The organism is Amphibacillus sp. Q70 (assembly GCF_052055485.1).
Classification (GTDB): Bacteria; Bacillota; Bacilli; order Bacillales; family Amphibacillaceae; genus Amphibacillus.
Genome location: NZ_CP197171.1, coordinates 2,937,130 through 2,963,852, shown reverse-complemented (window position 1 = coordinate 2,963,852; position 26,723 = coordinate 2,937,130). Strand labels below are relative to the sequence as shown.

At 35.0% G+C, this 26,723-nt stretch carries 32 protein-coding genes; 4 read left to right on the top strand and 28 right to left on the bottom strand.

The window, feature by feature from the left end; all coding sequences use genetic code 11:
* Positions 1–102: 102 nt before the first annotated feature.
* The 11 genes from ACS127_RS13245 to ACS127_RS13195 form a co-directional block, all read right to left on the bottom strand.
* The gene (locus ACS127_RS13245; protein WP_440895512.1) at positions 103–570 is read right to left on the bottom strand and encodes a GNAT family N-acetyltransferase; all 468 of its coding nucleotides are present in this window, start codon (positions 568–570) and stop codon (positions 103–105) included.
* 129 nt (positions 571–699) lie between these two features.
* Complete coding sequence (locus ACS127_RS13240; RefSeq protein ID WP_440895511.1) at positions 700–1,101, bottom strand: HIT family protein; 402 nt, start codon at positions 1,099–1,101, stop codon at positions 700–702.
* A 152-nt stretch (positions 1,102–1,253) separates the two neighbouring features.
* Positions 1,254–2,162 (bottom strand): aminoglycoside phosphotransferase family protein, encoded by a 909-nt coding sequence (locus ACS127_RS13235; RefSeq protein ID WP_440895510.1) that lies wholly within the window; start codon positions 2,160–2,162, stop codon positions 1,254–1,256.
* A gap of 24 nt (positions 2,163–2,186) precedes the next feature.
* Positions 2,187–2,909, bottom strand: coding sequence for a DUF3307 domain-containing protein (locus ACS127_RS13230; protein WP_440895509.1), 723 nt, complete (start codon positions 2,907–2,909; stop codon positions 2,187–2,189).
* Positions 2,910–3,042: 133 nt separating this feature from the next.
* Positions 3,043–4,815: a YcxB family protein gene (locus tag ACS127_RS13225; protein ID WP_440895508.1), complete on the bottom strand. Its 1,773-nt coding sequence runs from the start codon at positions 4,813–4,815 to the stop codon at positions 3,043–3,045.
* A 176-nt stretch (positions 4,816–4,991) separates the two neighbouring features.
* The gene (locus tag ACS127_RS13220; protein ID WP_440895507.1) at positions 4,992–5,657 is read right to left on the bottom strand and encodes a SatD family protein; all 666 of its coding nucleotides are present in this window, start codon (positions 5,655–5,657) and stop codon (positions 4,992–4,994) included.
* Positions 5,658–5,993: 336 nt separating this feature from the next.
* The gene (locus tag ACS127_RS13215) at positions 5,994–6,500 is read right to left on the bottom strand and encodes a GNAT family N-acetyltransferase (protein ID WP_440895506.1); all 507 of its coding nucleotides are present in this window, start codon (positions 6,498–6,500) and stop codon (positions 5,994–5,996) included.
* 35 nt (positions 6,501–6,535) lie between these two features.
* Complete coding sequence (locus tag ACS127_RS13210) at positions 6,536–6,949, bottom strand: GNAT family N-acetyltransferase (RefSeq protein ID WP_440895505.1); 414 nt, start codon at positions 6,947–6,949, stop codon at positions 6,536–6,538.
* A gap of 125 nt (positions 6,950–7,074) precedes the next feature.
* Positions 7,075–8,226 carry an IS200/IS605 family element RNA-guided endonuclease TnpB gene (tnpB, locus tag ACS127_RS13205; protein WP_440895504.1) on the bottom strand — a complete coding sequence of 384 codons (1,152 nt, stop codon included), beginning with the start codon at positions 8,224–8,226 and terminating at the stop codon, positions 7,075–7,077.
* A gap of 160 nt (positions 8,227–8,386) precedes the next feature.
* Positions 8,387–8,842, bottom strand: coding sequence for a hypothetical protein (locus ACS127_RS13200; protein ID WP_440895503.1), 456 nt, complete (start codon positions 8,840–8,842; stop codon positions 8,387–8,389).
* Positions 8,843–9,123: 281 nt separating this feature from the next.
* On the bottom strand, positions 9,124–9,270 hold the full coding sequence (locus ACS127_RS13195; protein ID WP_440895502.1) for a hypothetical protein: 147 nt from the start codon (positions 9,268–9,270) through the stop codon (positions 9,124–9,126).
* Positions 9,271–9,481: 211 nt separating this feature from the next.
* Here ACS127_RS13195 and ACS127_RS13190 point away from each other — a divergent pair, with 211 nt between their 5' ends.
* Positions 9,482–10,030, top strand: coding sequence for a signal peptidase II (locus ACS127_RS13190; RefSeq protein ID WP_440895501.1), 549 nt, complete (start codon positions 9,482–9,484; stop codon positions 10,028–10,030).
* Positions 10,031–10,266: 236 nt separating this feature from the next.
* On the opposite strand, the gene ACS127_RS13185 is transcribed toward ACS127_RS13190, so the two are convergent.
* Both ACS127_RS13185 and ACS127_RS13180 read right to left on the bottom strand, forming a co-directional pair.
* Entirely contained in the window at positions 10,267–10,872 is a 606-nt protein-coding gene (locus tag ACS127_RS13185) for a short chain dehydrogenase (protein ID WP_440895500.1), read from the bottom strand.
* Positions 10,873–11,061: 189 nt separating this feature from the next.
* The gene (locus tag ACS127_RS13180) at positions 11,062–12,006 is read right to left on the bottom strand and encodes a bile acid:sodium symporter family protein (RefSeq protein WP_440895499.1); all 945 of its coding nucleotides are present in this window, start codon (positions 12,004–12,006) and stop codon (positions 11,062–11,064) included.
* A gap of 374 nt (positions 12,007–12,380) precedes the next feature.
* On the opposite strand from ACS127_RS13180, the gene pgmB reads away from it, so the two are divergent.
* Both pgmB and ACS127_RS13170 read left to right on the top strand, forming a co-directional pair.
* Positions 12,381–13,037 (top strand): beta-phosphoglucomutase, encoded by a 657-nt coding sequence (gene pgmB / locus ACS127_RS13175; protein ID WP_440895498.1) that lies wholly within the window; start codon positions 12,381–12,383, stop codon positions 13,035–13,037.
* Positions 13,038–13,089: 52 nt separating this feature from the next.
* On the top strand, positions 13,090–15,393 hold the full coding sequence (locus tag ACS127_RS13170; protein ID WP_440895497.1) for a glycoside hydrolase family 65 protein: 2,304 nt from the start codon (positions 13,090–13,092) through the stop codon (positions 15,391–15,393).
* Positions 15,394–15,417: 24 nt separating this feature from the next.
* Here the strand turns inward: ACS127_RS13170 and ACS127_RS13165 are convergent, their stop codons facing one another.
* The 8 genes from ACS127_RS13165 to ACS127_RS13130 form a co-directional block, all read right to left on the bottom strand.
* Entirely contained in the window at positions 15,418–16,341 is a 924-nt protein-coding gene (locus ACS127_RS13165) for a zf-HC2 domain-containing protein (protein WP_440895496.1), read from the bottom strand.
* Positions 16,341–16,826 (bottom strand): RNA polymerase sigma factor, encoded by a 486-nt coding sequence (locus ACS127_RS13160; RefSeq protein ID WP_440895495.1) that lies wholly within the window; start codon positions 16,824–16,826, stop codon positions 16,341–16,343. The genes ACS127_RS13165 and ACS127_RS13160 overlap by 1 nt, the downstream gene beginning before the upstream one ends.
* Before the next feature lie 74 nt (positions 16,827–16,900).
* The gene (locus ACS127_RS13155; RefSeq protein WP_440895494.1) at positions 16,901–17,224 is read right to left on the bottom strand and encodes a hypothetical protein; all 324 of its coding nucleotides are present in this window, start codon (positions 17,222–17,224) and stop codon (positions 16,901–16,903) included.
* Positions 17,225–17,313: 89 nt separating this feature from the next.
* A complete protein-coding gene (locus ACS127_RS13150; protein ID WP_440895493.1) occupies positions 17,314–17,919 on the bottom strand; it encodes a DUF2812 domain-containing protein in 606 nt (201 codons plus the stop codon).
* Positions 17,906–18,241 carry a PadR family transcriptional regulator gene (locus tag ACS127_RS13145; RefSeq protein WP_440895492.1) on the bottom strand — a complete coding sequence of 112 codons (336 nt, stop codon included), beginning with the start codon at positions 18,239–18,241 and terminating at the stop codon, positions 17,906–17,908. The genes ACS127_RS13150 and ACS127_RS13145 overlap by 14 nt, the downstream gene beginning before the upstream one ends.
* A gap of 300 nt (positions 18,242–18,541) precedes the next feature.
* Positions 18,542–18,856 carry a hypothetical protein gene (locus ACS127_RS13140; protein ID WP_440895491.1) on the bottom strand — a complete coding sequence of 105 codons (315 nt, stop codon included), beginning with the start codon at positions 18,854–18,856 and terminating at the stop codon, positions 18,542–18,544.
* A gap of 226 nt (positions 18,857–19,082) precedes the next feature.
* Positions 19,083–19,403 carry an iron chaperone gene (locus ACS127_RS13135; protein WP_440898142.1) on the bottom strand — a complete coding sequence of 107 codons (321 nt, stop codon included), beginning with the start codon at positions 19,401–19,403 and terminating at the stop codon, positions 19,083–19,085.
* 95 nt (positions 19,404–19,498) lie between these two features.
* A complete protein-coding gene (locus ACS127_RS13130) occupies positions 19,499–19,702 on the bottom strand; it encodes a DUF1905 domain-containing protein (RefSeq protein WP_440898141.1) in 204 nt (67 codons plus the stop codon).
* Positions 19,703–19,951: 249 nt separating this feature from the next.
* On the opposite strand from ACS127_RS13130, the gene ACS127_RS13125 reads away from it, so the two are divergent.
* The gene (locus ACS127_RS13125) at positions 19,952–21,703 is read left to right on the top strand and encodes a methyl-accepting chemotaxis protein (RefSeq protein ID WP_440895490.1); all 1,752 of its coding nucleotides are present in this window, start codon (positions 19,952–19,954) and stop codon (positions 21,701–21,703) included.
* A gap of 482 nt (positions 21,704–22,185) precedes the next feature.
* Here the strand turns inward: ACS127_RS13125 and ACS127_RS13120 are convergent, their stop codons facing one another.
* The 7 genes from ACS127_RS13120 to ACS127_RS13090 form a co-directional block, all read right to left on the bottom strand.
* On the bottom strand, positions 22,186–22,446 hold the full coding sequence (locus tag ACS127_RS13120) for a nucleoside triphosphate pyrophosphohydrolase (RefSeq protein WP_440895489.1): 261 nt from the start codon (positions 22,444–22,446) through the stop codon (positions 22,186–22,188).
* 555 nt (positions 22,447–23,001) lie between these two features.
* On the bottom strand, positions 23,002–23,244 hold the full coding sequence (locus ACS127_RS13115; RefSeq protein WP_440898140.1) for a GNAT family N-acetyltransferase: 243 nt from the start codon (positions 23,242–23,244) through the stop codon (positions 23,002–23,004).
* Complete coding sequence (locus tag ACS127_RS13110) at positions 23,245–23,496, bottom strand: hypothetical protein (RefSeq protein WP_440895488.1); 252 nt, start codon at positions 23,494–23,496, stop codon at positions 23,245–23,247. It lies immediately after the preceding gene.
* Positions 23,497–23,724: 228 nt separating this feature from the next.
* Positions 23,725–24,615, bottom strand: a complete 891-nt coding sequence (locus ACS127_RS13105; RefSeq protein WP_440895487.1) for a hypothetical protein — start codon at positions 24,613–24,615, stop codon at positions 23,725–23,727.
* Positions 24,615–25,709 carry a hypothetical protein gene (locus ACS127_RS13100; protein ID WP_440895486.1) on the bottom strand — a complete coding sequence of 365 codons (1,095 nt, stop codon included), beginning with the start codon at positions 25,707–25,709 and terminating at the stop codon, positions 24,615–24,617. Before ACS127_RS13100 ends, ACS127_RS13105 begins: the two co-directional genes overlap by 1 nt.
* Positions 25,706–26,137: an anti-sigma factor family protein gene (locus ACS127_RS13095; protein WP_440895485.1), complete on the bottom strand. Its 432-nt coding sequence runs from the start codon at positions 26,135–26,137 to the stop codon at positions 25,706–25,708. The genes ACS127_RS13100 and ACS127_RS13095 overlap by 4 nt, the downstream gene beginning before the upstream one ends.
* Positions 26,137–26,649: an RNA polymerase sigma factor gene (locus ACS127_RS13090; RefSeq protein WP_440898139.1), complete on the bottom strand. Its 513-nt coding sequence runs from the start codon at positions 26,647–26,649 to the stop codon at positions 26,137–26,139. The genes ACS127_RS13095 and ACS127_RS13090 overlap by 1 nt, the downstream gene beginning before the upstream one ends.
* Positions 26,650–26,723: the final 74 nt, after the last annotated feature.

Sequence of the window (26,723 nt, the reverse complement as noted above, 5' to 3'; positions counted from 1 at the left end):
AAAATAATGATCACCCTTAAAGATAGTGACCATCATGAAGTGGATTTCACATATGTGATTGTCCTAAAAAAGTAAAGCGATTCTATTTTCCTCTTTTTAAGTTTATTGATCAAGATGCTTAACCATGATTAAACATGGATTGTCTTTTCCCCATATTTCAGGAATACATTCTAAAGGTTTAAATCCAACTGCCAAATAAAATTTTCTCGTTTTTGCATAATGCATATCAGGATGTGATGAATCGAGGGTCTTTACTTGTAAAAATTCATATCCATGTTCTTGAGCCCAGCTTAAGACTTTATCTAGTAACGCTTTTCCTAATCCTTGCTTATGGTAATCTGGAAGAACACCCATTACGTATATCTCAACAGTATATGGATTGTTTGCTTTTATTGAAATAAAGCCTAATGCTTTTGATTGATCAAGGGCTGCAAAAAAAGGATATTGACTACTCTCAACAATATATTGTTGTGTTGCTTCTGGTATCCCGAACCAATTTGGAAGTGCTCCCAGAATGCATGATGATATTTCCTGCTTAACATTTTGATCATATATTTCTTTGATTTTCATCTGTTTAACTCCTTTTGACAATGAACTACTCAACATTTGCAAAAGACCTGCTGACTATGTAGAGTAAATCCGATAAATTATTTTATACATTATCCTCATTCTCAAAGCAACAAGCTCCTATTGATTTAGTTATTTTTTTCTGTTATTCGTTGCACTTTTGAACATATGTCTAATGCCCTTTCCAGCTAATGGTTCATCTGAATACCTTGGTATAACATGGAAGTGTGAGTGAAAAACGTGTTGACCTCCTATTTCTCCACAGTTCCAGCCGAGATTATAGCCCTGCGGCTGATACTTCTCATCTAAGTATTTTTTAACATCTTGAAGCAGGCTATAAGTAGCCTGCCACTCTTCTTCTGTTAAATCAAATGCGGTTTCTCTATGCTCTTTTGGCACAATTAAACCAGCTCCTTCAAGTTGTCCGCCTTTTATGTTAGCTTGGTCTAACTGTAAAAATAAACAAAATTCATTACGCATCACTATGTTTTGATTGGGCTCTAAATCTGGGTTACAAAATGGACAATCTGTCATTAATAACACCTCTTTATCTATTGCAATGTCTTGCTAAAGTTACTAGCGTTGCATAAACTTTTTTAATCAATGTCAAATTTGTCAGACAGTGCTAAAACATATCATTCTCCTTGACATACATTTATTTCTTTATGCAACGACAATGTCTAAAGTTAAAAATCTAAATAACTACTGATGTACCAAGTCGGTATGGGATGACGCATATGATTAAACCAAGCAAGAACATCACTCGCTTGATTTTTCATGGTAACCATCTCTTCTTCGTCAAAAGACAGTGCCCAATAAATTGCTGATAGTGTATTACTCGATATATAAAGTGCTAAAAGTTGAAAAAAATCGATCGGGGGTTTTCCACCAAAATAACCATTAAGCTGACCTGTTGCAAAATGTGGACTTACTTTTGCACTAAACACAATTCGATTCAATTCTTCCCATGGATCACCGAAGTCATGCCGGTTAAAATCAATAATTGAAAGCATATGGTCTGTTGCTGAAATCACCATATTTCCGGTATGATAATCACCATGCTGATAACATTGTGGTCTGCCTTTAAGTAAATGACGGTTTCTTTCAATGTAATCAATAAGGAAATGATCACCATCAAATCTGACACCAGATGTTTTGTATTGTTCCATTTTATTATTTACTTTACGATTAAAAAAATCTTCCCATTCTTCTTGTTCTGCTGGAGCAGGAATGGAATGAATTGATTTAAGGATTTCACCTGATTTGACGCCAAGAGTATATTGTTCCGTTTCTGAAAGTCGTGGTAGGATAGACTCTGCATCTTCACCATCGCACCATGTGAGCAGAATGTAAACACTCTTGTCATCATCACATGTTCCAAATGCCAACGGCTGTGACATGGGTATATTTAAAGCAGCAACCTGTTTCATCATTTCAAACTCAAAGCTTTTGTGATTGAAGTGTGCTATATCTGAAACGCGCAGCAGCAGTTTTCTATTATCATTGGTTTCGATATAATATTTTTTATCATTAGACCAACCTTTATTAATCGGTTCAATTTTAGTAAACGATTCATAGCCGATAATGTCATCCATTTTCTCACTCCAATCGATCAGTTTTCAGGTTAAAATCACTAAATAGGTTGCGATAACTAATAAGGAACTTAATAAGGTCCCTAGCAAATAGTACTCCGAAAATTTAGGGTCATCAGCAATTTTATTATATCTGGCAATTGATTTTGCTGTTAGAACAAAACCAATTGCAGAATACTGTCCAACGGAAAGGAATAAAAGAATAATCAAACGTTCAAGCATTCCGATTAGCGCTCCTGCATTTGGGTGTCCTTCATCTTCTTCATTATTGTCAGGCTTGTATCGAAACAACACTTTTTTAATCGTAATACTGAATGGTTTGATAATAATGAGTAAAGCTAAAAACCAGGAAAGACCATCTAGCATATATTGCATCAAATAGGGGTAATAAATAGTTCCAGACTGAATAGGTATTAACCCAGTCACCATAACAATCACTGCAACATGAATAAGTTGATCAAGTAAATAGGCTGAGATGTCCAATTTATGATCAAAAACTATTATCTTTTTGATTAAGAACTTAGTTAAATCAACAACAAAGTGAGCCAATGAAATGATGATTGCCCATTTTAAAAGCTCAAAGCTAAATACTGGAATAGTTACTAAGATCATTGAGAACATGTATATGAGGCTATGCTTTAATAGTTTGTTAAAGGATTTATCTTTGCCTACTGCCAATTTAGCAGATTGCAAATAAAAATCACCTAAAACATGACCGATTAAAAATAACAATAAAACAATCTTAATCATTGGATCCCTCACTTTCTTTACTTAAAACCTTGTTAGAATTTAATGTTGATCTCTATGTGAGAAAAATAAGCAATTCTGTTCTTATTTTACGCAACTAAAACACTCATGACTTGCATTAACATGCTTAAAAGTTCTAAAGTTCATTATCACTAACAATTGGAAGCAAGCTATATTCCCAATGTGTTCTACACTCAGACAATTTATAATACCCTGCTTCGATATCCTTTGACATATTCCCACACTGCTGTGGAGCATTATTAAAAACATCCTGCCCTTCATCTTCTAGGGCTTGATAATAGCTTAGATCTGGTATCACTTCAATCCAACCCTCATTTGCATTTTTATCATATTTTGATTGCAAATCATAAATCATTACGCCCTGTGTCGGAACGTACTTTACAACTCTGATTTGATCTTCACTGTTTTCCCCGGCAACTTTGACAAAATTATCGAGTATATCTACATTTTCCAAGCTATTATTCTTTAAAATAACATCCGTTTTATTAGGTATATACTCCTGTTCTGGATTGGAATAAACATTCTCCTCGTTAGCTATCATTGAGTTTGTAAGTTGAATCACGTCCTCTTTAGTAAATTCATCATCACCAGCTAATTGAGCTGCATAAAGTAGTTTGCTATCTTTTTCTCGGTCACTCCAATGAATGGTGATAGCATCACTATATTCATCATCGAAAAAATATCCGATAGTATCTTTGATTAGCTGAACTTCTTCCCCTCTTTTGGATAAACCCTCATCATAAGACCAGACGGAACTTGTAAAATTCTTTCCTTCCCCAGAATAGAAAACCTCTACTCTAGATTCGTGTCGGTCATTATAATTTATATAGACTTCCTCAATTTGAAATGGAATATCATCTAATGATGGCAGAACAATCTTGCTTTGTATGTCTACAGGAATTTCATTAAATGTACTTTGCAAATAAGGGAAATTTTCTATTAAATTTTCAATCGTAGATAAGTCACTATTAATTTTAAATTCCATCCTTGGAAGATTATCACTATCTGGAATTTGCTTCCCTTCTCTTTGATCTAATTGTTGTTGGGCATTATTAAGTATCACGGTTAGAGCTAACATAACAGTAGAATATTCTTTATATCTGTCTTTACTTACATCAATTTTCGTTATTGCTTTTAAGGCACGATCTATTTGTTCTTGATCTGTCGAATCTTTTATTTTTTTAGGGCTTGCTTCATTTTTTTCTAAATCAAAGTTTTCATCGGTATTGATAAATAAGTTGTTTACCATATATGTAGCTCTCGAAACATTATGGTTGGGTTGAATATAGTAATAGTGCGCCCCGACTAGCAATACTAATACGATAATCAATAATGAATAAACAACGCTTCTTTGTTTTCTGTTAAGACCCACTCTGGGTTTATTTACTATCTTTGACTTCCCAACATGGGTAGAAAGAAACTCAATGAGCTGAGTATCAGAGTCTAATGAATGTTTGGGAATGATAATAGCAGATTGATTACCAAAATAAAGAAAAAAATTCTGCTCATCAGAAGTTACTTTATTTATTTCTATCCATGAAACATGTTTACTAGAAGATTCTCTTTGTATATCAATCCCTTCCTGAGTTAAATGTAAATAGAAAGCTCCCAGTAGCTGTATATTATAATCATTCTTTTTTAACCGTTGAATAACAACTTTTCTAAAAAGAAATGATACCAATATAGCAAATATAAGTGTTAAAACAATATTAATTCCGATATTAATCAGCTGCAAATAAGGTCGAATGATAAACATTGAACAAAAAAATGTTCCGGCAAATATAATCTTTAACATATTAATGCGTTTTCTTATTTTATCTGAAGTTTTTAGATAGTTCATTTGAAGTGCAATGAGATTTTCAAATTTCAGTTCACCTTTTATATCCATCTTTCTCTAATCACTCCTAGTGTATATCATAAATTCAAATCAGATATGAATATCACCAATTTCTATACTTTGTATAAGGTTAAAGACTTTACAATTACAATAATTTTGACGTTCATTAATAACTCCATCACACTATAGACCTTTGTTCTTAAAAATCAAATAAACAATAACTAATTTTAATAGAGTCTACTTAAAAAAGCATTAACTGTATCCATAGCTGATTGATAAGAATAGAATCTAGCCGCTTTTAGTGCTTTATTAACACTCGGCTGACCAATATGAAGGATCGCTGCTGTCTTATATTGATTTCGGTTATTTGTAAGATAGGTGTAGATAATTTCTGTTTGACGGTCTGTCCACTTTGATTTTAAGGCATGACAAACCGAAAAAATTGAATTCAATAACTCATCTATTTCTTTATTATTTTCATCTGAACAGATCATCATATTGGATTGTCGCTCAGTATATTGAGATTTTTTCTTTTCAATTTCATGAATCATTTGTCTCGCTCGATGATAAGCCGGACCATCAATTTCAGTTGAATGATTAAAATCGATATCTGTAGTAATATCACCAATCCCTATTCCAAAACGTAATTCAACCGGAGCCATTGCCATCTCTATCTCCATCATCATTTTGATAATATAAGCCCCATTGTTTACTAATCCTTGAAATTCATCGCCTAACGTAATCGTAAATTTTGCCGCCATGTCAGCTACGTACCTGTCATTTATATCTGCCAATATATGTTTAAATTTTTGTTGAAATGCTTTTCGATCTTTTATTTTTTTCGAATCTGCAATATCACCAATAATTGCAATATATTTATCATCAGAACTCATTCCATCACCTCCACTTTATCTTAACAAAACAAATAATGCATTACAATACGAATCATTTCGTTTGATTCACTGTATAACGCATTAATTTAATCAACCTTATCTATTCGTTAAAAAGCACAGTCTCATTGAATGAACCCATGAAGCAAGATCGATTGAAACAGAACAATTCAATCCAACAGCAAAATTGACGCTTATTTTATGTATTGCCAATTTGAAGATTTGTTTTATTTTGAGTGAACCCTTTTAAAAGCCGCTTTTTCTACTAGTGATATTGCCATACGAAGAAAATGATAGAGTCGAGAGAAGTAGGCTCTATCATTTTACATCCTGATATTACTATTTAAAGTTAGTTATCGTCTTCTCCATATAATAATCATCCATCACAAATCCATTACCAATATCGCTAACAGCAGACTGAACAATCGAAAAACCTTTGTGCTGATATACAGAAATGGCTTTTTCATTGTGTCGATTTACATGAAGATGCAAGCGACTTTTTCCAGCTTTATGCGCTTGTTTCTCCAACCAATCAAAAAGATATGATGAAAGTCCTTTGTTCTGTTCACTACCCAATAAATACAATTTACTAATAAACAGATAATCCTCATGTATATCAAAAGCAAGGTAACCAGCCGATCCATTTTCTGCTTCAATCAAATAATATTGGACGCCTGTCGCGATCTCACGCTGAATGTCATCCGTTGATTGATAATGGCGCAGCATATATTCTGTCTGTGCTGCGCCAATAATAGGTGGAAAGACTTCACGCCAAATTTTCTCAACTAATGGTGAAAGTGTCGTAATATCTTGTTTTGTTTCTATTGACTTTAGCTCTATCTTCATCACACATCCCTCTAATCACTCGTTCAATCCGTTTTCTATTTTGATAATTTCTTAGTAAAAATAATTTCTAAGGCTTCATTTTCTAATAATAAACTGCCAGAATCTTTATAACCTAATTTCCGATAAAAGTGCTGTGCTTGTTCATCGGATAAACTAGACGTCATCACGAATTCGTATCCTTTATTTTTCATTTCCGTTTCCCAAAATCTGAGTAATTCAGTTCCGATCCCCTTATTGCGCTTGTTTTCTTGTAAAAAAATCATGTTTAAAAATGGCGTGTGGTCCCAAAAGTAATTATATCTCAGCCAACCTATTCTTCTATTCTCTTCGTTCTTTACGATTATTATTTCTTTTCCATTGAGTTTATTTTTAATCAACTGCTTCGGTAGGTGTCGATCATGTTCAAGGATGAATTGAAAATCCAATTCACTTGCATAATCCATTTTCATTTTCTCACCTCAATAGTTTTTGCTAGCAATGTGCGAGCCAAGCGTTGAACTACTCACCCCTTAATCTCTAATGAAATTTGAAGGGGGAGATTCCTAAGAACACCAACCTAATGGTTGATTATTGATTAGGCGATCCCTGTCGTACCGACAGTTAGAAGTCTGATGGCTTCAACTTCAATATTTTTACTTGCGTTAAGATCTCGATCGTGTGCTCTATGGCATGAAGGACATTGCCACATGCGTAAGGCGAGATGCTTAACGTCTGGATGTCGATAGCCACAATGCGAACAAAGTTGACTAGAAGGGAAGTTTTTGGCGATGGCTACGACTTCCTTTCCGTACCACTTGGCTTTGTATTCAAGCATCGTACGGAATTCTGACCAGCTGACTTCACTAATGGCTTTTGATAATCGTTTGTTTTTGAGCATGTTAGATACTTGTAAGTCCTCAATACCAATGATGTCGTGATTCTTGACAATTTCAGTACTGACTTTATGCAAGTAATCTGTTCTGACATTTTTAATTTTTTCGTGAATACGAGCGACCTTGACCCGTTGTTTTTGATAATTTTTCGCTTCATGAAGGGGTTTTCTATCTTGCTTGGCTTGTTTATATCGTCTGGACAGTTTGCGTTGTTCTTTTTCTAATTTGTTTTCTAGCCTGCGTAAACATCTAGGGTTCTTATACGTCGTCCCATCTGAAAGTGTGGCAAACGCTTTGATGCCCACATCGACCCCCGTTGATTGCTTCGTTTGAGGGAGTGAGTCTACCTCTGTCTCAACAAGGATAGAGATGAAGTATTTACCACTTGGATGTCGCCTAATCGTAGCATTTAGAAGGCGTCCATCGACCTCACGACTTTTAGCGAACTTGACAAGCCCTAATTTGGGCAGCTTGATTGTATTGCCCACGACTGCGATATTTCCGTTCGTGTGTTTCGTTGTATACGATTGGGTCGGGTTCCTTTTAGACTTAAATCGTGGGGCGTTCGTTTGTTTGTTAAAGAAGCGCGCAAAAGATTCAGATAGATGTTTGACACTTGATTGAATGGCAATACTATCGACTTCTTTTAGCCACTCATATTCCTGCTTTAAAGCGGGGAGCTGTTTAGAGCATGAACGATAGTTGAGTCCTTTGCCCGTTTCTTCGTATGTTTTATTCCATTTCGCTAAAAAATGATTGAAAACAAACCGTGAACAACCGATCGTTTTATTCATGAGGATTTGTTGTTCCTTATTCGGATAGATACGGAATTTATAGGCTTTATGGACTAACATCATCTCACCTCACTTAATAGGAATATATGTTCTCATTATATCATAAGGGAGATGTTTTGGCTAGCGCCAACCCACATTCATCTCCCACTTACTCACGGGGCGATGCCCTTCATGTTCCTAGAAGTGGGAGTCTTCTGTCGGAAATCCGATAAAATGTTTCTTAATATCCCAATGTCTCTAACACATCATTGACAGCCTGTTTATTTTCGTCAGGTGTCACCACATAAATAAATGTATTTTCTACTCTGGAAACAACATAATACTGACCGTTAGTCGTTTGCTTATATACACTATAATTTGATAAGGAAACGGAAGAGTCAGTCGATACATTCCCCTTTTCCGACTCAAAACTGTCTTTGTTTTCATTAAAGGCCGATTGTGCCTGTTCTACAGTGAGAACAACGTAAAATTCTATCTGGTAATCATCATTAGCTGCTAGTAACACCGACTCAACCGAACCTTCTGGAAATTGATCAAATGCATCATGAATCTCATAACCAGCTTCCTCCATTTGAGCTTGAAATTCTTCTGCCGAAAGAGCTGTTTTTGAACCACTGCAAGCAGAAAGAAGTAATACGCTTAAAACAAGGACGATACCATAAAGCTTTTTTTTCATTAAAACCACCTCAATTTTAATTTTTTAAAATCCCGTTCTTGATAAACTATTGTTCTTTGCCCATTTTCATGTTTCTAGAAATCAATCCTTTCTCTACCTTTAATTTTTACCAGGGACTCTAACTCTTTTAATGTCTGTTTAGCAATCCATTATTGTGCTATATTTTCTGTTTCGTTTAATTCATAAACCAAACCAATTGCCTTTTCTTGATAGTTAACATCTTTCCTTTCTTTCCGATCTCTCTCAACGCCCAAGATCGTGAATAATGTTTCAAATCCCTTCTATGTTTGTTCAATCAAACGATCATGATCAACAATTTCAATTTTAGCTAAATCACTTTTCCAATGATCATCCTCATTATCCGTTACAATATTCCATACTTTCCGTATATCACTTGAGAAAGTAGCAGTAATCTTTGAGACTCTCATCATCTATTCCCTGCGTATGAATTTTCCGTACTCATTAGAAACATTCATTTGCGCTCATCTTTTTAACTATTTCACTATTAATCTATACCATTTAAAGCTGACCTATTAATAAGTCAATCATATCATATTCTCTCAAATGAGTGACAATATTTTCTTGATTTCACAGATACTATGTGAGAAACTAAACGTAAAACAAGTCAAGGAGACAACTATGAAAAAACCATTCATCTTTTCTCTTCTTTTGATTCTGATCGATCAAATGGTCAAAATATGGATCACACGTTATTATCTTGGAATCAAAATAGTTTGGATTCCAAATATTATACGGTTTCGTCCTGTTCAAAATACGAATTTGACTTGGATGGCTAGCCTCTTAGATTATCAAATGTCCATTTTCTCAATGTTAATTATTCAGGTTTTTTTCCTTTTCCTTACTTTAATAATTTATCGGTATCTTTCGTATCTGTGGCTCGAGAGACAAAGACCTTTAAAAATCATGTTAGCATGCTATATCGCAGGGATCTCATGCTCTTTTATAGATGTTGCCTTTTGGGGTGGCAGTTGGGATTTCATCCGATTATTCGACTGGTTTACCTTTGACTTGAAAGATATCTATTTGAATGTGGGTGCTATTTCCGTGCTCTTTTATGTGATACCGTATCATTTTAAAGTCTATCGAAAAATGAATCGAACAGAGCGTAAAGATACGGGGGTCATCCTTTGGATCAAACGAGGTCTGCCCTCATCGCCGATAAAATAATGTTTTATCCTAACACCGCTTGTTGTTTTATTATAAAAATAGATCAAATCATTAAAAGCTATTTGCATAGAATTTTTGATATAAACACGATAGCTTGATTGGTACTTCAATTAAATTAGGTAAGATAGTCAAAAGGTTAGCTTAATTCATGAAATTGCCTTTTACAATCATTACCGGTTTTATTTTAAAAAACACCAAAGACAAGCGTCTACTCTGTCTTTGGTGTTTATTATTAGTTATTCATATACTTGGTATTCTTGACCAGACTGTTTTCCGGCAACACTTTTCAGATAAGCCTGTGCTACCCGTTCTGCTGGAACTGGAACAAATCCTTTAAAAGCCTCTTTCAACTGAGCATAAGATTCTTCTAACACGTTAGGACTGACACAATTAATTCGAATACCACGAGTCAAATCAATGGCGGCTGATTTAACAAAAGCAGCAACCCCGCCATTAGCCATCGCAGAAGATGAACCCATAGCTATTGGATCATCCTTCATAACACCAGTAGTCAAGGTAATACTGCCATTTTCACGCAGATATTTTTGCCCTATCAAAGCTAAATTGATTTGACCTAACAATTTACTCTGAACCGCCACCAGATTATCTTCTGGAGTCATTTCTTCCACTAATACTTTTTTAGCGGCACCAGCTGTTGAAATAATCGCATCGACATCTCCAATTTTCTGAAACATTTGCTCAATACTTTCTGATGATGTCATATCGACTTGCACATCCCCACTGGTTCTCCCAGCTGTTAAAACTTCATAATTTTCTGCTTGCAGTTTTGCTACTACTGCCTGCCCGATGGTCCCATTGCCACCGACAACAATGACTTTCATCCAATCACTCCTTTCACCAAGAATAACATGAAAAATCTATAAAACCAACATTCTATTTTTCGAATTGGATATAAATGCTAAATAACCTCTTTGAGATCCAGAATAAGAAAGTTACTTACTCTAATGGTATAGCTGTACTTTATTCTTCCTAGTGAGATTATTCATCCAATCTAAGATTTTATTAGAATCTTACCCTTTATTCTTTTCATGATATTTTGACCAAAATGTTGCCAAGATCGGTCCAGATATATTATGCCATACACCGAATAGTGCGCCTGGGACGGCAGCTATAGGTGTTGCAACAAAGAATTTCAAGGCAAGCTGAGAAGCTAATGCTGAATTTTGCATCCCTACTTCAATAGAAATTGCCTTTTGATCAGTGACATTGAACTTGCATAACCTTGCGATTAAAAAACCAAATAACAAACCCAATAGATTATGAAGGATAACGACAGCAAATATAAATAGACCAGAAGTAGCTATTTCCTCCGTATTCACTGAAATAACAGCTCCAGCAACAGCAACAATTCCAATAACAGAAATAAGCGGTAGAACATCAATACTTTTCTCCACTTGATCCTGAAGCACTCGACGAACGATAAATCCTAATATAATCGGGATAAGAACAACCTGAACAATCGATAGAAACATCTCAATAAATGAAACAGCCATCCACTCACTCGCTAATAATAAGGTTAGTGTTGGTGTTAGGATGGGTGCCAATAGAGTTGAAACGGTTGTAATAGAAATAGATAATGCCGTATTTCCTTTTGCCAAAAATGTGATAATATTTGAAGCCGTTCCCCCTGGACAGCACCCTACTAAAATAATACCAACGGCAATTTCTGGTGATAATCGAAAAATGGTCACTAGCAAATAAGCTAATAAAGGCATGATTGTATACTGTACCATTACAGCAACGAGGACACTTTTGGGTGTTTTTAATATTGCTTTAAAGTCTTGTGGTGTAAGTGTTAATCCCATTCCAAACATAATAATTCCTAATAAAATCCCTACGTGTGGGGCAATCCACTGAAAACCAGCTGGATAGAAAAAGCTAATTACACCAACCAAAATAACCCAAATTGCAAATGTATTTCCCGCAAAGGAACTTATTTTCGCTAAAATTTTCAAAATAGCTCTCCCCTATCAAATCCTGTAAATATAATTTATTGAAATATTCTTACAATTTAAATAACTGCACATTATCTTATCAAAAAACAATTGACTTGTCTAGAATTATCTTATTTCTTGAGGGGTTTCTAATCATAATTTTATTTGAAACACTAGTCACAAAAAATAATACATTATCACCATTTGACTGCATCGCTTCTAATGTCTCCTTTATTGAATAGATAAATTCTTTAACATGTTTTTTTATGTCAGAAAAATCTTTATTATTCGTATCGGCAAGAATATGATTAGAAATTTTGTCAAAACGCTTTCTTTTTTAGTTTTGCTAGGATAAAATAAAGAGGATAATCTTTGTGAAGGGGGTTGGTAAAAACATGAATAAAAAAATAGCCGTTTTGTTTGACTTGGATGGCGTCATTGTCGATACGGCTAAACATCATTTTCTTGCTTGGAAACAACTTGCAGATGAATTAGGCTTTCATTTTACAGAAGCAGATAATGAACGTTTAAAAGGCGTTAGTCGAATGGATTCTCTAAATATTTTACTAGAAATCGGCCAAGTTGAGGTAAGCGAAACAGAAAAACTGGAGCTAGCTGCTCGAAAAAACAAACGCTATGTCGCATCAATCTCACAAATGGATGAGCATGACATACTTCCAGGTGTAAAGGATTTTCTAAATGAATTAAAAGTGAATGATATTCCGTTTGCACTTGGATCAGCAAGTAAAAATGCACTACTTATTCTTAAAAAAATTGGTTTGTATGATACATTTGATGCAATCATAGATGGAAATTCAATCACAAAAGCAAAACCGAATCCAGAAGTATTTTTATTAGGGGCAAAAGCACTCTCAGTTGCTGAGCAAAATTGCGTCGTTTTTGAAGATGCACAGGCAGGTATTGAAGCAGGAAAACGGGCAGACATGCGCGTTGTTGGTGTCGGTGACAAAAACATTTTAACCGGTGCAGATGATTACATCGAAACAATAAAAGAAATGTCGGTAGCTCGACTAAAAAGCTTATTTTTTTAATCGTAAATGCAACCGGTTGCTCCTTATTTAAATATAAGAATGGAGGTTTATCATGAAAAAATATTTAAAAGAACATGAATGGTCAATTATTGAAGAAGGTTTTGATCCCGCTAATCATGAAATTTCTGAAAGTGTATTCAGTATTGGTAATGGGCATATGGGGCAAAGAGCTAATTTTGAGGAAACATATACTGGCCCCACTCTCCAAGGAAGCTATATGGCAGGTGTTTACTATCCAGATAAAACACGAGTAGGTTGGTGGAAAAATGGCTACCCAGAATACTTTGCTAAAGTACTAAATTCAACTAATTGGATTGGTTTGAAGGTTATTATCGATGATGAAGAACTTGATCTTAATCAAGCAAAAGTTTCCGAATTTGTCCGCGAATTAAATATGAAAGAAGGATACCTGCAACGAACGTTTACAGCTGAACTTCAAAATGGGAAAATAATTAAAGTTCAAGCAACACGTTTTGTCAGTATTGTCGACAAAGAAGTGGGTGCACTTAAGTACGAAATCACCCCATTTAATTTTTCAGGGACATTATCCTTAACATCTTACCTAGATGGTGATATTAAAAACGAAGATGCCAACTACGATGAGAAATTTTGGGATCCTGTTAACACTTGGACAAGAGAAAATCGTGCATCTGTTACAGTCAAAACAAAAAAACTCGATTTCTACTTTTGTTCAACAGTCGAAACACAAATCTTTACCAACAATCAAAAACTTGAAATAACAAGTAAAAGTGAAGAAGCTAGAAAATATGCTGGTTTGGTCTACGATGTTCCACTGACTAAAGGTGAGTCCACCACCATTTATAAATATGCTGCAAATATAACCAACCGTGACCATGATCATCAGCAATTAGAAGCTGTCAGTACTGATGTATTAGACCATGCGGTGGCTAAAGGCTTTGAAACTTTAAGACAAGAGCAAGCTGATGCTTGGGCAAGCAAATGGCTCAATAGTGATATTATTATCAAGGGTGACGTCGCAGCCCAACAGGGAATCCGTTTTAATATTTTTCAATTGAATCAAACCTATACAGGAGAAGATTCACGTTTGAACATTGGTCCAAAAGGTTTTACAGGAGAAAAATATGGCGGGAGTACGTATTGGGATACGGAAGCATACTGTTTGCCATTCTATTTATCTACCGCAGATCAAAAAATTGCTCGAAATCTACTAGTTTACCGCTACAATCATCTGGAAAAGGCCAAAGAAAATGCCCGTAAATTAGGCTTTGAAAAAGGTGCACTTTATCCGATGGTGACAATGAACGGTGAAGAATGCCATAACGAATGGGAAATTACCTTTGAAGAGATTCATCGGAATGGTGCGATTGCCTATGCGATTTACAATTACGTGAATTACACGGGTGATAAATCTTACCTTGGTGAATACGGTATAGAAGTATTAGTAGAGATCTCTCGTTTTTGGGAAGAACGTGTCAATTATGTACCCCATAAAGATGTCTATATGATACTGGGTGTAACCGGACCCAATGAATATGAAAACAATGTTAACAACAACTGGTATACAAACCTGATCAGTAGCTGGACAATGAGATACACGATTGATGTTCTGAATCACTTGCAAGAAACAGATCAAGAACTTTACCAACAATGGATCGATAAATTACAGTTAAAACAAGCAGAAGTCAAGCAATGGGAAGAGATCATTGCTAAAATGTATTACCCGAAAGATGAAGAAAAAGAAATCTTTTTACAGCAAGATAATTTCTTAGATAAGGAAATCATCCCTGTTGACCAACTAGAGGATAAACATCTCCCCCTCAATCAAAATTGGTCATGGGATCGCATTTTACGTTCTTGCTTTATCAAACAAGCAGATGTCTTGCAAGGCTTATACTTTTTAGATCATGAATTTGACATTGAAACGATTAGAAGAAATTTCGACTTTTATGAACCGATCACTATTCATGAATCTTCCTTATCACCATGTGTTCATTCTATTTTAGCATGTCGATTAGGCTATAAAGAAAAAGCTTATGAAATGTATTTACGTACCGCTCGACTTGATTTAGATAACTATAACAATGACACGGAAGATGGTTGTCATACAACAAGTATGGCAGGAACTTGGATGTCTGTTGTCCATGGCTTTGGGGGGCTAAAGGTTAAAGAAAATCAACTCATTTTGAGCCCATTCATTCCTGGGCAATGGCAATCGTTTTCATTCAAAGTTCTCTTCCGTGGTGCACGACTTTGTATTCAAGTGGATCAAGAAAAAGTGACGATTATAAACGAAACAGACACCCCTTTAGATTTAGTTATCTATGAAAAAGAACGACATCTTGATCAAAACGCAACTATTTCTGTGCAAATATAAAGAAGAAAGACAAACGACCTCTCCTTAAAATGGCGAGGTCGTTTTTTCTTTGGCTTTACTGATTTGATGGTAAATGATTAAAAAAATCAGATATAAAGGTACCATCGTTGATAAAATGATGACAAAGTCACGTGTTGAATGGTATGAAACAGATATTAAACCACTGACTATTAATTGAGCCAGCAAGAAGGATACGGGTAGAAAGAAAAGTTTCATCGTTACATGACGTACTTTCCTATTTTTCCAGAAAAATTTCAAAATCACTCCACAAATGAACGATAACAATAAAGCAATCGAACGATAATAAGCTAAATATAACCTTGGTAAAGTGACTACTCCCCCACTTTCAGCGATATCCTCACCATAAATAAGGATATCTGCAGTTTTTCCAGTTTGATAATAATACACGGCAGCTACCTGTTCACCATCTGGATTTAATATAATATCTGTTTCTTTTGTTTGTCTATTCACTAAGCCATCACGCAGTATAACGTGATATAAACTATCATACGTGGTAAGATGATATACATATCCACTATTATCCTCAGTCAGGGAACGATTCATTTCATAACCACCAATTTTTTCATCAAAGCTAGCTATAAGCATCCCGTTATCAGTCTCGTTTAGAGTAACAATATCTTCATCATATGCCCTATACTTTGGTGCAGACATAAGAGAAATTGAAAAGATAACAAGTACAATTAGAACTAAAAATGACACAATAACAGCTTGAATTTTCTTTTTTTGCAATGTCGATTTTATTTTTAAAAATGGAGTCACATCTGTATCGATTGGGATTTTATCAGCAGTTTCTAGTTCTTTTAGATAATTTCTACAGTCTTCACATGAAGCAAGGTGTTCTTCAATCATGGCGCAAGTATCATCACTAGTCATCTTTTCAACATATAAAGGCAACAGGTCCCTAATCACATCGCAAGTTACTTTCATTAAAAATCATCTCCCATCTCATCCCTAATCTTCTTTCTTGCTCGATGGTAAGTGACACAAGCCCAGTTATCAGATTTTCCAAAAACGGTGGCAATCTGTTTAAAGCTTAATTCCCCAAAGATTCGTAATGTGAAAACTTCTTTATAAGGCTCAGGTATATGATGTAAGACTTGATGTAATCTCATCGCCTGATCAGATTTAAAAATTAATTTCTCAACATCAATCTTATTTTTGATATTAGGTCTGGCGTCTATATCAACTGTTTGTTTATTTTTCCTCAAAAAAGAATAATAACTATTTTTGGCAATTTGACATAACCATACGCGAATATCACAATTGCCTTCAAAGCGATCGATCGCATCCAATGCTTTTAAAAATGTTTCTGATGTAATATCTTCCGCCACATGTTTATCTTTGGATAAACCATACACAAACAGATAGACATCCTTAAAATAACTGTTGTATAACTCTTCAAGCTCAGTCACCCTCTCACCTCCTACTAATAAGACGCATGAAAGTTGATTTTCTTACAAGAAATTTTAAAAGGGATCTGATGTTTTCATCTTTTTTTAACGCGATCATGATACATAATAAAACAGATTGCATTTAATGTTAGTGTGCCAACTAGGAGAACAGCTGAAGCAAAAACAATAGCTCCTCCTGTATCCATCAAAGCAGTCCAATCCCCTACCTCAATCAGATAGTTAACATTTAGGATTTGAAGAAATAATGAAATAGCACATGCACTGATACTTAAAGCAGATAAAATAAACGATTTAGTATAACCTAGATTTTTAGCCTTGGCTAAATAGATCATTGGTAAAATCCAAGCTGTTAAACCCAATAGTAAACTTCCAAGATTTAATCCGGCCATTGTTCTCATCACCTCCAAAAAGTTAAATATATTGTATTGGAAAATGTATTTTAAAAGGAATCTTTAGTCTTGATTCATTTATTAACACATCAATTTAATCATGATTTTGATTGTTTATATAGTTTTTGAGCTTTATAATGAAAGTAGAGTTGTAGAATCAAAATAATGGGAATGAAAATCCAGGAGAATCCCCTCATAATCGCAAAAGGAGTCTCAAACAAAAAGGCTTTCCAAAAATCAAAGCCGACCTTATCCCATAAACCAGGGGTTAAATACAATGAACTAGGATTGAGTATAGCTTCTAGATTGATTGAATCCCACAAAGCGATCATCAATACCAGATATGGTATAGCTATTGCGAATGAAGCTTCAGATAATCGTTTATATCGCCCTGCTTTAGATGATAGGTCAGAAAAAATATCATCACTTACATCTTCCCTGATTCGCTGAAAATATTGTGCACCTGAATATTTTGTCCCACTTATATGCTTCCAGCCACTGTCTTCAAACATTAAACAGTAATCAACAAAATCTACATTCTTTTTAAACGTACGATAGTCAATCCGAAAGATTTCATCACTTGGTTCAGACTCCCTAAATTGATAACCAAATGATACTTTATTCAGCTGATAACCTTTTTGTGCCATCTCCCTTAACCATTTCTCTTCTTTATTGTAGTCAATGAAAAATTTAAATTTCCTCATTTTGATCATCCTTTCCCACCATATCATCAGCTATTTGAACCATGTGTCTCATTCTTTTTGTATCCAATTTAAGAATGTCTTTTCCCTTAGCGGTAATGGCATATACTTTACGCCTTTTATCCTCACTCTCCACTGGCTTGATATATTGCAGCTTTAATAAATTCTCAATTGCACCATATAATGTTCCAGCCGCCATTCTCACTTCACCATTGCTAAATTCTTCAACCTTTTGCATAATCAGATACCCGTGTGCTGGCTCTAACAATGCTAACAGAATATAAAAATAGGTTTCTGTTAAAGGTAGACTTTTATGCCGTTTCATTTATTAGATCTCCCTTTCTTTGCATATTAAGATTAACTATATAGTTTTGTTATATATCGCTTAACTGTATAGTTAAATTATATATCGTCGAACTGTATATGTCAAATTATTATTTTTTAGAAAACTAATCTCTCTACGCGGGAGTTTAAAATGTCTACTTCGCCGAAGAATTTTATAGCTTATTTTTTTTCCTCAAAACAAAAAAGCCAACTCAAAATTGGGTCAGCTTTTTATCGATAATATAAAACGAAACTTCAATCAGTGGGAGTTTACGGACGGTTTTCCACACTTAAATTTTGTCTAATCTATCACTTTTTTAAGCCAAAGATATTCTTTCCTCTTGAATATTATGTAGAATATTTCAATAAACGGTAGCCAGAAATTTTTTGCTTCTACACTATTACCACATTCGAATTCAATCATACGGTCATCCTGTTTGAATTCAATGATATTACTACGACACCAATCAATTTTTAGATATAGTTGATGTTCACCTGGTAAAACCTCTAATTCTATTTGCTGATCATTTTTTATCTGTCCAACTTTTTTTCCGTCTAAAATAATTTTATATGCGCGTACCATATCGTAACTGTTGGTTCGTCTAATTCTTATCAAAATATAGTCTCCTCTCTCTAGATTTATTTAATCTTAGTTTATCAATTTATCTGAATGTGTATCATCATTTGTTCTTAAATATGTTTAACTTTAGTACTTTATATAAGTCTAAGATATGTTCTTAACCAAACCAGAAGATTTGAATCTATTAATTTATAGCAAAAAAAGATTACCACGCAGTCTATAACCGTATGGAGGCTTCATAAGCTTCTTGTCATTCCACCTATCAGCCCTGATTTCCTGTTTCATAGCACCATCTAGTTATTTCTGCAATCAAATTCAAGGGGATTGGCTTGCTATATAGAAACTGAATGGTCCCTTTATTCGTCTTATAATCGATCAACTCATCAGCAAAGTATTTCACAGCTCGTTTACCAGGATACAAGCTGATATGGTTTTTAAATGCAGCAAAATGAATGATGTTATGATTTTTCCAGTAAGTCGGCATACGCCAAGATATTTTCTCCTGTGCATCTGGTAAAACGGAACGGATCGTTTCTCTAACTTGATTTAAAAACGGTTGAACATGCTCTGACTGTTCTGCAATATACTGATCTATCGTTTTAGGTGGTTCACCACAAAAATGACCTTGATTTTTTTCTTAAATTCACGTTTACATTTAGGACATTGCCACATAAAATCTCACATCCTTTCCCTAATGATAACTTTAATTCGATCCCCGGCTTGTTTTCCTATTTTAGTACGAATATCTTTCCGTACCCCAATAATGTAACAGATTGAGCCATCGGCATTCTTTATCCCCATATTAACAACACTTCCTTCATATGGCTCACCATCAAATGTCGCATGAACTTTTACTCGCCCTTTTCCAAATACTTCTCTAATATCAAAGGGAAATTCGACATAAGCACCATCTATATCAGGAACTTTTTAATTTCTGCTTCATACTCATATATTTTTTTCATCATTTTTTATTGTCCTTTTTTAAAAATTTATAACTATTATAGCACTACACAAGTAAATATTGAATTGCCTTACCACACTTAGTTTAATCATATTATTTTTTAATCCTTATTTACTTTTGTAGAAAAATGTCGATAAATAAATAAACGAATATAGAAAGCAGGAATAAGAATGACCAAAATTAAAATAAGATTCCGTTCGATCTCAATAAAGTTAATGGCTGTCGTGATCTCTATGATTCTATTAATCGGCGTGCTAATTGGTACAGGAAGTTATTTTATCGCTCGAGCACAATTAATTGATGCGGGTGAACGGGATTTAAAAAGTATTGTAGACGGTTCATTAGCCGTATTATCTATTCTTGATCAACAAGTTACAACTGGTGAGTTGTCATTACCCGAAGCTCAGGATCAGGCAAGAATCATTCTAAATGGACCTGAGTATGAAGAAGATGTGTTTGATTATTTACAGTCGAACTTTACCTACAAAGAAGGTGGCTATCTATTAGCTTATGACCCGGACTATATACTTCAAGTGCACCCCACTCGTTTTGGACAGGCACCAAGAGATGAGTTAAATCGACAAAATCGTGCCATTATGATTGAAGCAGGTCAAGCAGAAGCTTTAGAAAATCAATATGTCAATTATACTGATCCAATGGAAGATGGGACTTATCGAGATAAAGTCGCCTATATGCAACATTTTGAACCTTGGGATTGGACAGTAGGCATGGCAGTTTTTCAAGATGAATTCTATGAAGATTTACATAGCTTAAGTCTCTTTATTGCTAGTGTAATAGGGATTCTAGTTATATTGAGTGGCTTTGTCTTCTACTTTATAATTAGGATGAAAATAAAAGTTCTGAAAGCAACTACTCAAGTTGCTAAACAAATTGCTGATGGACATATTGAGCAAACAGAGCTCAAAGAAGGGACAGATGAGTTCGGCCAGTTAGCAGCTGCTTTTAATAAAATGTCGAAGCAATTAAAACATCTGATTGTTAACATCCAACAAACAAGCACACAATTACGGGATTCCGCTACAGACATGTCAGCCACCTCTGAACAAACAGCCGCAAGTAGTCAAGAAGTTGGTGAAGCTGTTAATGAAATTGCTGGAGGAACACAAGATCAAGCTAATGATTTAGAAGATGTCAATATGCGTGTAGAGGCATTAACAAAGACACTCGAGTCTATGTTCCAGCTCAATGATAAAATGCACACAATTACAGGTGAGACAGCTCAAGTAGCTACAGATGGAAACCGAATTATTGAAAAACTCGAACAGTCGAATACAAATTCACTTACTGCCTCTGAAAAAATTAGTCAAGATATTAATCAATTGAGTGATCATGTAGCAGAAATTACAGAAGTCATGGAAACGATCGAAAATATTGCAGAAGAAACAAATCTACTTGCTTTAAATGCAAGTATTGAAGCTGCCAGAGCTGGTGAACATGGCAAAGGCTTTTCTGTTGTTGCCGAAGAAATTCGTAATCTGGCTGCACAATCAAAAAGTGCAACCAAGCACGTTCATGAAGTCGTTTCAACGATTATCAATGAAACGGCAAAAACGGTTAAAGCCGTTTCTGATACGATGAAGACAACAAAAGCCTTAAATGCAGATGTTGAGGAGACGAAAGATCAATTTGATCAGCTGTCTGTTTCCATAGAAGGAATTGTAGATGCGTTAACAGCTTCTGCATCTGAAATGAGTCAGATCAAAGTCCATAATCAAGAAATACGTGTGGCGATCGAAAGTGCTTCAAGTGTAGCAGAAGAAACTGCTGCATCTGTTGAGGAAATTGCTTCAACTGTTGATGAACAAACACGTGTTATGAACAATGTTTCTGAATCCGCAGAAAAGCTCACAGAGCTAAATCAAGTACTCACCCAGTTGTTGACAGATTACCAAGTTAAATAAGTAAAAGTATACTTTAACATTAAGAAAACAGAGGCTTTCATCCAAATGATAAAACGAAACTTCAATCAGTGGGAGTTAGGCCTACAGGACGTAGGTCATGCAGATGTTTCCGGTGGGACGAGTAACCGCAGTCCCAAGTCTTTTCGGTGGGGTGAGTAATCGCAACCCCAGACATTGCGACAGGACGTCGCGAACTTAGTCTGCGTTCCTTAATACCCACTGATTGTTAAGGAACACAAGCTAACGTCTTCGCGTCCTGGGACTCAGAATAAGAAAACCCCTTATTCTTGCGGTGTAAAGCTCCGTAGTTTTCCTTAGTGCGGTTACTCGTCCCATCAAAACCCGTTGTTGCCCCGAGTTTTACGGACGGTTATCTGTGATAAATGAAAACCTCTGTTTTGTTTTACTTTGTTAACATTTTTATCAGTGTTTAGTGATAATTTTTTCTAGAAATATCCTTTTCTCAAAAGCACCTTTCTGCTCTACTTTTTTTGCTTTGTTTTTTGGATTAACTCATCTGAAAAACTTAATGTCTTTTTTAGAGCGTCTATGACTTCAAGAATATCACACAATTCTTCAACACTTTCATCAAGTGTAAATTCTTCAACTTCCTCCTTCAATTTTTCAATTAAAGACTTCTTATACTCATTCTGGTCTAATATATGTAACAGCGGCTTATGACCTTGCTGTTCAATAATTTCAGGAATATTGTCACGAACAAGTTTTTTATATACTTTTTCCATAATACCTCCAAGCAAGTTAATTGTATCTTCTTATCAGAGAATTAAATAATGATCTTAAAATTTAAATTTGATTCGCACTCCTACGATCTGTTGAAATAGGGAGATAAAAAAGAGTATTCCAGTTTGGGAACACCCTTAATATAAGGTTCTCTTAACCATATTATACTGATTTGTGAACTAAAGTTCTATGTTGATCTTTTCTTGATTCTCCGTTTCAATCAATAGATCCTCTTCAAAAACAGGTTACATAGGGGCTAACATAAGCATACATCCTTTAATTAGATTAGAAGACAGAATATAGAAGTTATTCTAATACTATGATAACAAACGTAAGTTCTATTGTTTGTTTTTTTCGATAAATAATTAGAAAAGAATCTCTGTATGACAATACAAGGCTCTTTCCACTCATTTAACTAATCTAGAACTAACTTCTTAGGGCTTCTCTTAGATGTATGAAGGGTAATGATATGCATTGGTCATATTCCATTCATCTATAGTTGAAAACATAAGCACAAATACTGAAATAATGAAGTGAAACACTGCACTACTAAAGCATTAAATTTTTCTCGCATATTGTAGAGAAATAAACTTTTCTCCGGTGTCAGTCAGTAGTTCCTGTTTCTTTTTCAACGAAAAACCTCTCGCTTGATAAAATGGAATCCCTCTTTGATTTCCATCTTGTACAGATACCCATTGCTCCGTAACTCCTTTTTCCTTCTGTTCTACTGTAAAGGCATTTAATAGTTGTCTGCCAATTCCTTTATATCTATATTTTTCATCTACATATAGGACAAAAATTCAGCCTGTACCAGGCTCCATTATCCCACCACCAATAACTCCGACCACTTTCGAATCCATGATGGCAACATGGGTATAGTTCCCTTTTTTGATATCTGCTTGAACACGGTCATAGTTATACCATTCTGCAACATTCTTAGCTTGAAATTCCTCGCTGAGTTTTCCTAGCACCGTTTGTCTCCAGCCAAGAGAACACAATTCTGCAATGGTAGCTGTATCTTTTACATCCGCTCTCTCAATTGATAGATCCATTTCAACATCTCCCTAGTTAAACTTACCTTAAAGTATAAGATTCTTTGACCAAACCTGCAAGAATCAATCACTTTCCTATTCTCAGTTTCAAACGAAACTTCAATCAGTTGGAGTTAGATCTACAGAATGTTAGTCATACAAGCACTTGTGTGATCCATGTCGTGATATTCCATTGGGGACAAAAACGGACAGGATATTATGTTACCCTGTCCGTCCTATAATAAGTATTTAGTTCATTCGCTCATCGACATAATGAGCCTCTTTAATAAGAATGTTATAGTCGCCTGAACCAAATGTTTTTGTCCATGTCATCTTTTCTTCATCAGCTGATAAATCAGCTTCATCCCAATTTGTTAGATTATCATAATAATCAGTTGATACGGTCAAAACATGATTGGCTTCTTCAGCCTCATGAATGAAAACATCAATTGCCTCGTCCACATACCAATTTGCACTGATTTTTTCCAAATCCAAATCAACAGTTGAAATGAACGTATTGGCGGTAACTTCAAGGTGACCTGGTATTGAAACCGTGAGATTATAATGATGATAAGTACGCCCCATTCCATACTGTGACGTCGGATTAAGTACATGTAAGTAAAGGGTATCCCCCACTTGATTGATATTCAGATAATCTTGTTGATCAACAAAATCGTTTGCGTTTGTCTGTACTGTACCAAAAACCGTTAGTTCATCTGTCTGATTTGCATTTAACGACATATCGATGTTGTTATTTCCTTCAATGACAATTTTGCTAATCGCTTGATCAACCGGTTCATTATAGGTTGCAACCAACCGTTCTTGTTCTTGGGCAAAAATCTCATGCTGAACAGCTGCTAATAAACCAGTTGATGACATGACAAAAGTAACCAAGGCCAAAAAGGTAATAAAAGAAATAAACAGAATCGAGAAAATATCATATTTAATTAACGCCTGATCATGACGGAAAAAAATCAGCTGAACGATAATCTCAATTCCGATTAACAGCAGTAAAAAAGGAATAAATAATGAAGCGATTGTCTCTAAATCCCAATCTAATAGTTTGGCTAGCCATAATACGATACCGGTACTGATTAATAAAATACCCATTGAAAAAGAACCCACTCGCCACTGTCTCATCACTTATCCTCCTTTTTATCTTTTTTTGATCCAGCTAACAATTTCATACCGCCACCGATTAATAATAAACAGACAATTGTCATTTGGAAATACTGATAATAATAGTCATATAAATATACTCCAAATGTTTCGAAAATATATTCAGCTAACTCTGGTAATAAAATAGCTTCAAACATATAAAAGACACCAAGTGCAATCAAAGCCATCCCTAGCCATTTCTGATGATTGGCTAGATAACTAATGATCGGTATATCCTCAATTTCTTCATCCTCTGCTCGGTTTGCCAGCTGCAAAGCATCAAAAAAGCTATAAAACCAGATGATCGGAATTAAGAAGAGAAATAATCCTAAATTCAAGACATCAAGAATATAAACAGATAACAGAAAACCCGCCATCAGCTGTAACCCGCGTCTTTGTAAGCCGAGATACATATGTCCTGCTCCTGGGAATATCGCTAAAATCGTTGCCAATAGCTTGCTTTTTTTCCCTTCTTTACGATAATACTCAAAGTCATCAAACAATGTTCGATCGAGCAATTCATCCCCTGCTTGTTTCTTATTTAATAATTGAATCGCATCAAACATACTGTAGATCCAGATAATCGGCAAAGCAAACAAGAAAATAATAAATTCTGGTGTGACTACCATGCCAATAAATAATACCATGGCAATGATACCGAAAAAAGCAGCAACAATCGTTAACCCGCGTTGTGCTAATCCTAAATAAAACTGACCTGCACCAGGAATGAATGAAAGTAAAATAGTTGTAACCCGTTCATTTTTTAGAAAAGCAGCTTGATTTAACTGGGTAATTTGTTCATTTGGGTGATCTTGGGTCGAGACTTGTTTTGACTGATTTCCTCGAATAATCAAAGTGAGAATCATATCTAATCCATTAATCACCCAAATCACACCAGCGATAAACAGGCAGAAGAAAAAAGGTTGTTCATCGACAAAGATACCAAAAGAAAAACTTAATAAAAGTGTGCCAAAAAAGCTAATCGGATATAATAACCCTCTTATTTTATAGCCTAAATATAGATGACCGAAGCCTGGAAAAATAGCTAAGAAAAAAGCTAGTAACGGTGATTTCATTCATGACGTCCCCCTTTTATGTGATTAAAAAAATCATTACTTTTATCTAATAGATGTGCTGTAATCGATCCGCGCTCTTGAAAGTCTTGCTCAGTTGTCATGTTGATCATCCCTTGAAATAAACCAGTTAGCGTGAAAACAATCGTCAGTCCCGCAGCTAACCAAAAATGCTTAATCGTTTGCTTTCTATGGTTTGTTTGAGAGGAGATATAATTTGTTTGAACAAGTTGACGATTTATTTTAGCGATCACATCATCTGTAAATTGATCCGAAACGGATGCACCGATGTCCTCAGCTTCAAGTAATAACAAGTATTGATCACTACATGTATCACATTGATAAAGATGTGTTTCAATCTCGATTTCCTCTTGTTCTGATAGCTGTTGATCAATATAAGCATTAAGCCTTTCATTATGAATGTGTGTCATTAAAAATCCTCCTCCTTCCAGTGCTCTTTCATCCAAATCCGAGCACGATATAAGCGAATTTTCACATTGGATTCAGTTAAATCTAGTTGATCAGCAATTTCTTTATAAGACATATCTTCCATATAATAACACTGGATAACGCCTCGAAATTTTTCTGGCATATACTTTAACGCTATTTTAATCTTTTGTTGCAGCTCATTTTTTAAAAACTCCTGCTCAACATTATCTTGATCAACCCATTGATAATCTTGTTCAAATGTTGAAAGTTCTTCCCTTCTCCGCTGCTGTTTTCGTTTAAAATCAATTGATTTATGTAGGGCAATTCGACTAATCCATGTTTTAAAACCTTCTGATCGATAGGACGGGAGTGCATCTATCATTTTAATAAATGTTTCTTGAGCAATATCTTCTGCATCCTTTTCATTATGGACAACACTCAAAGCAATTTTAAATACATGGTGTTTATATCGTTCAATCAAAAGACGTAACGCCTGTGTCTGACCAGTCTTGATTCTTTTAATTAATAACTCATCATGAATGGCACTCGCCTCCCCTCTTTTATCTCTCTACACTGTATAGACGTACT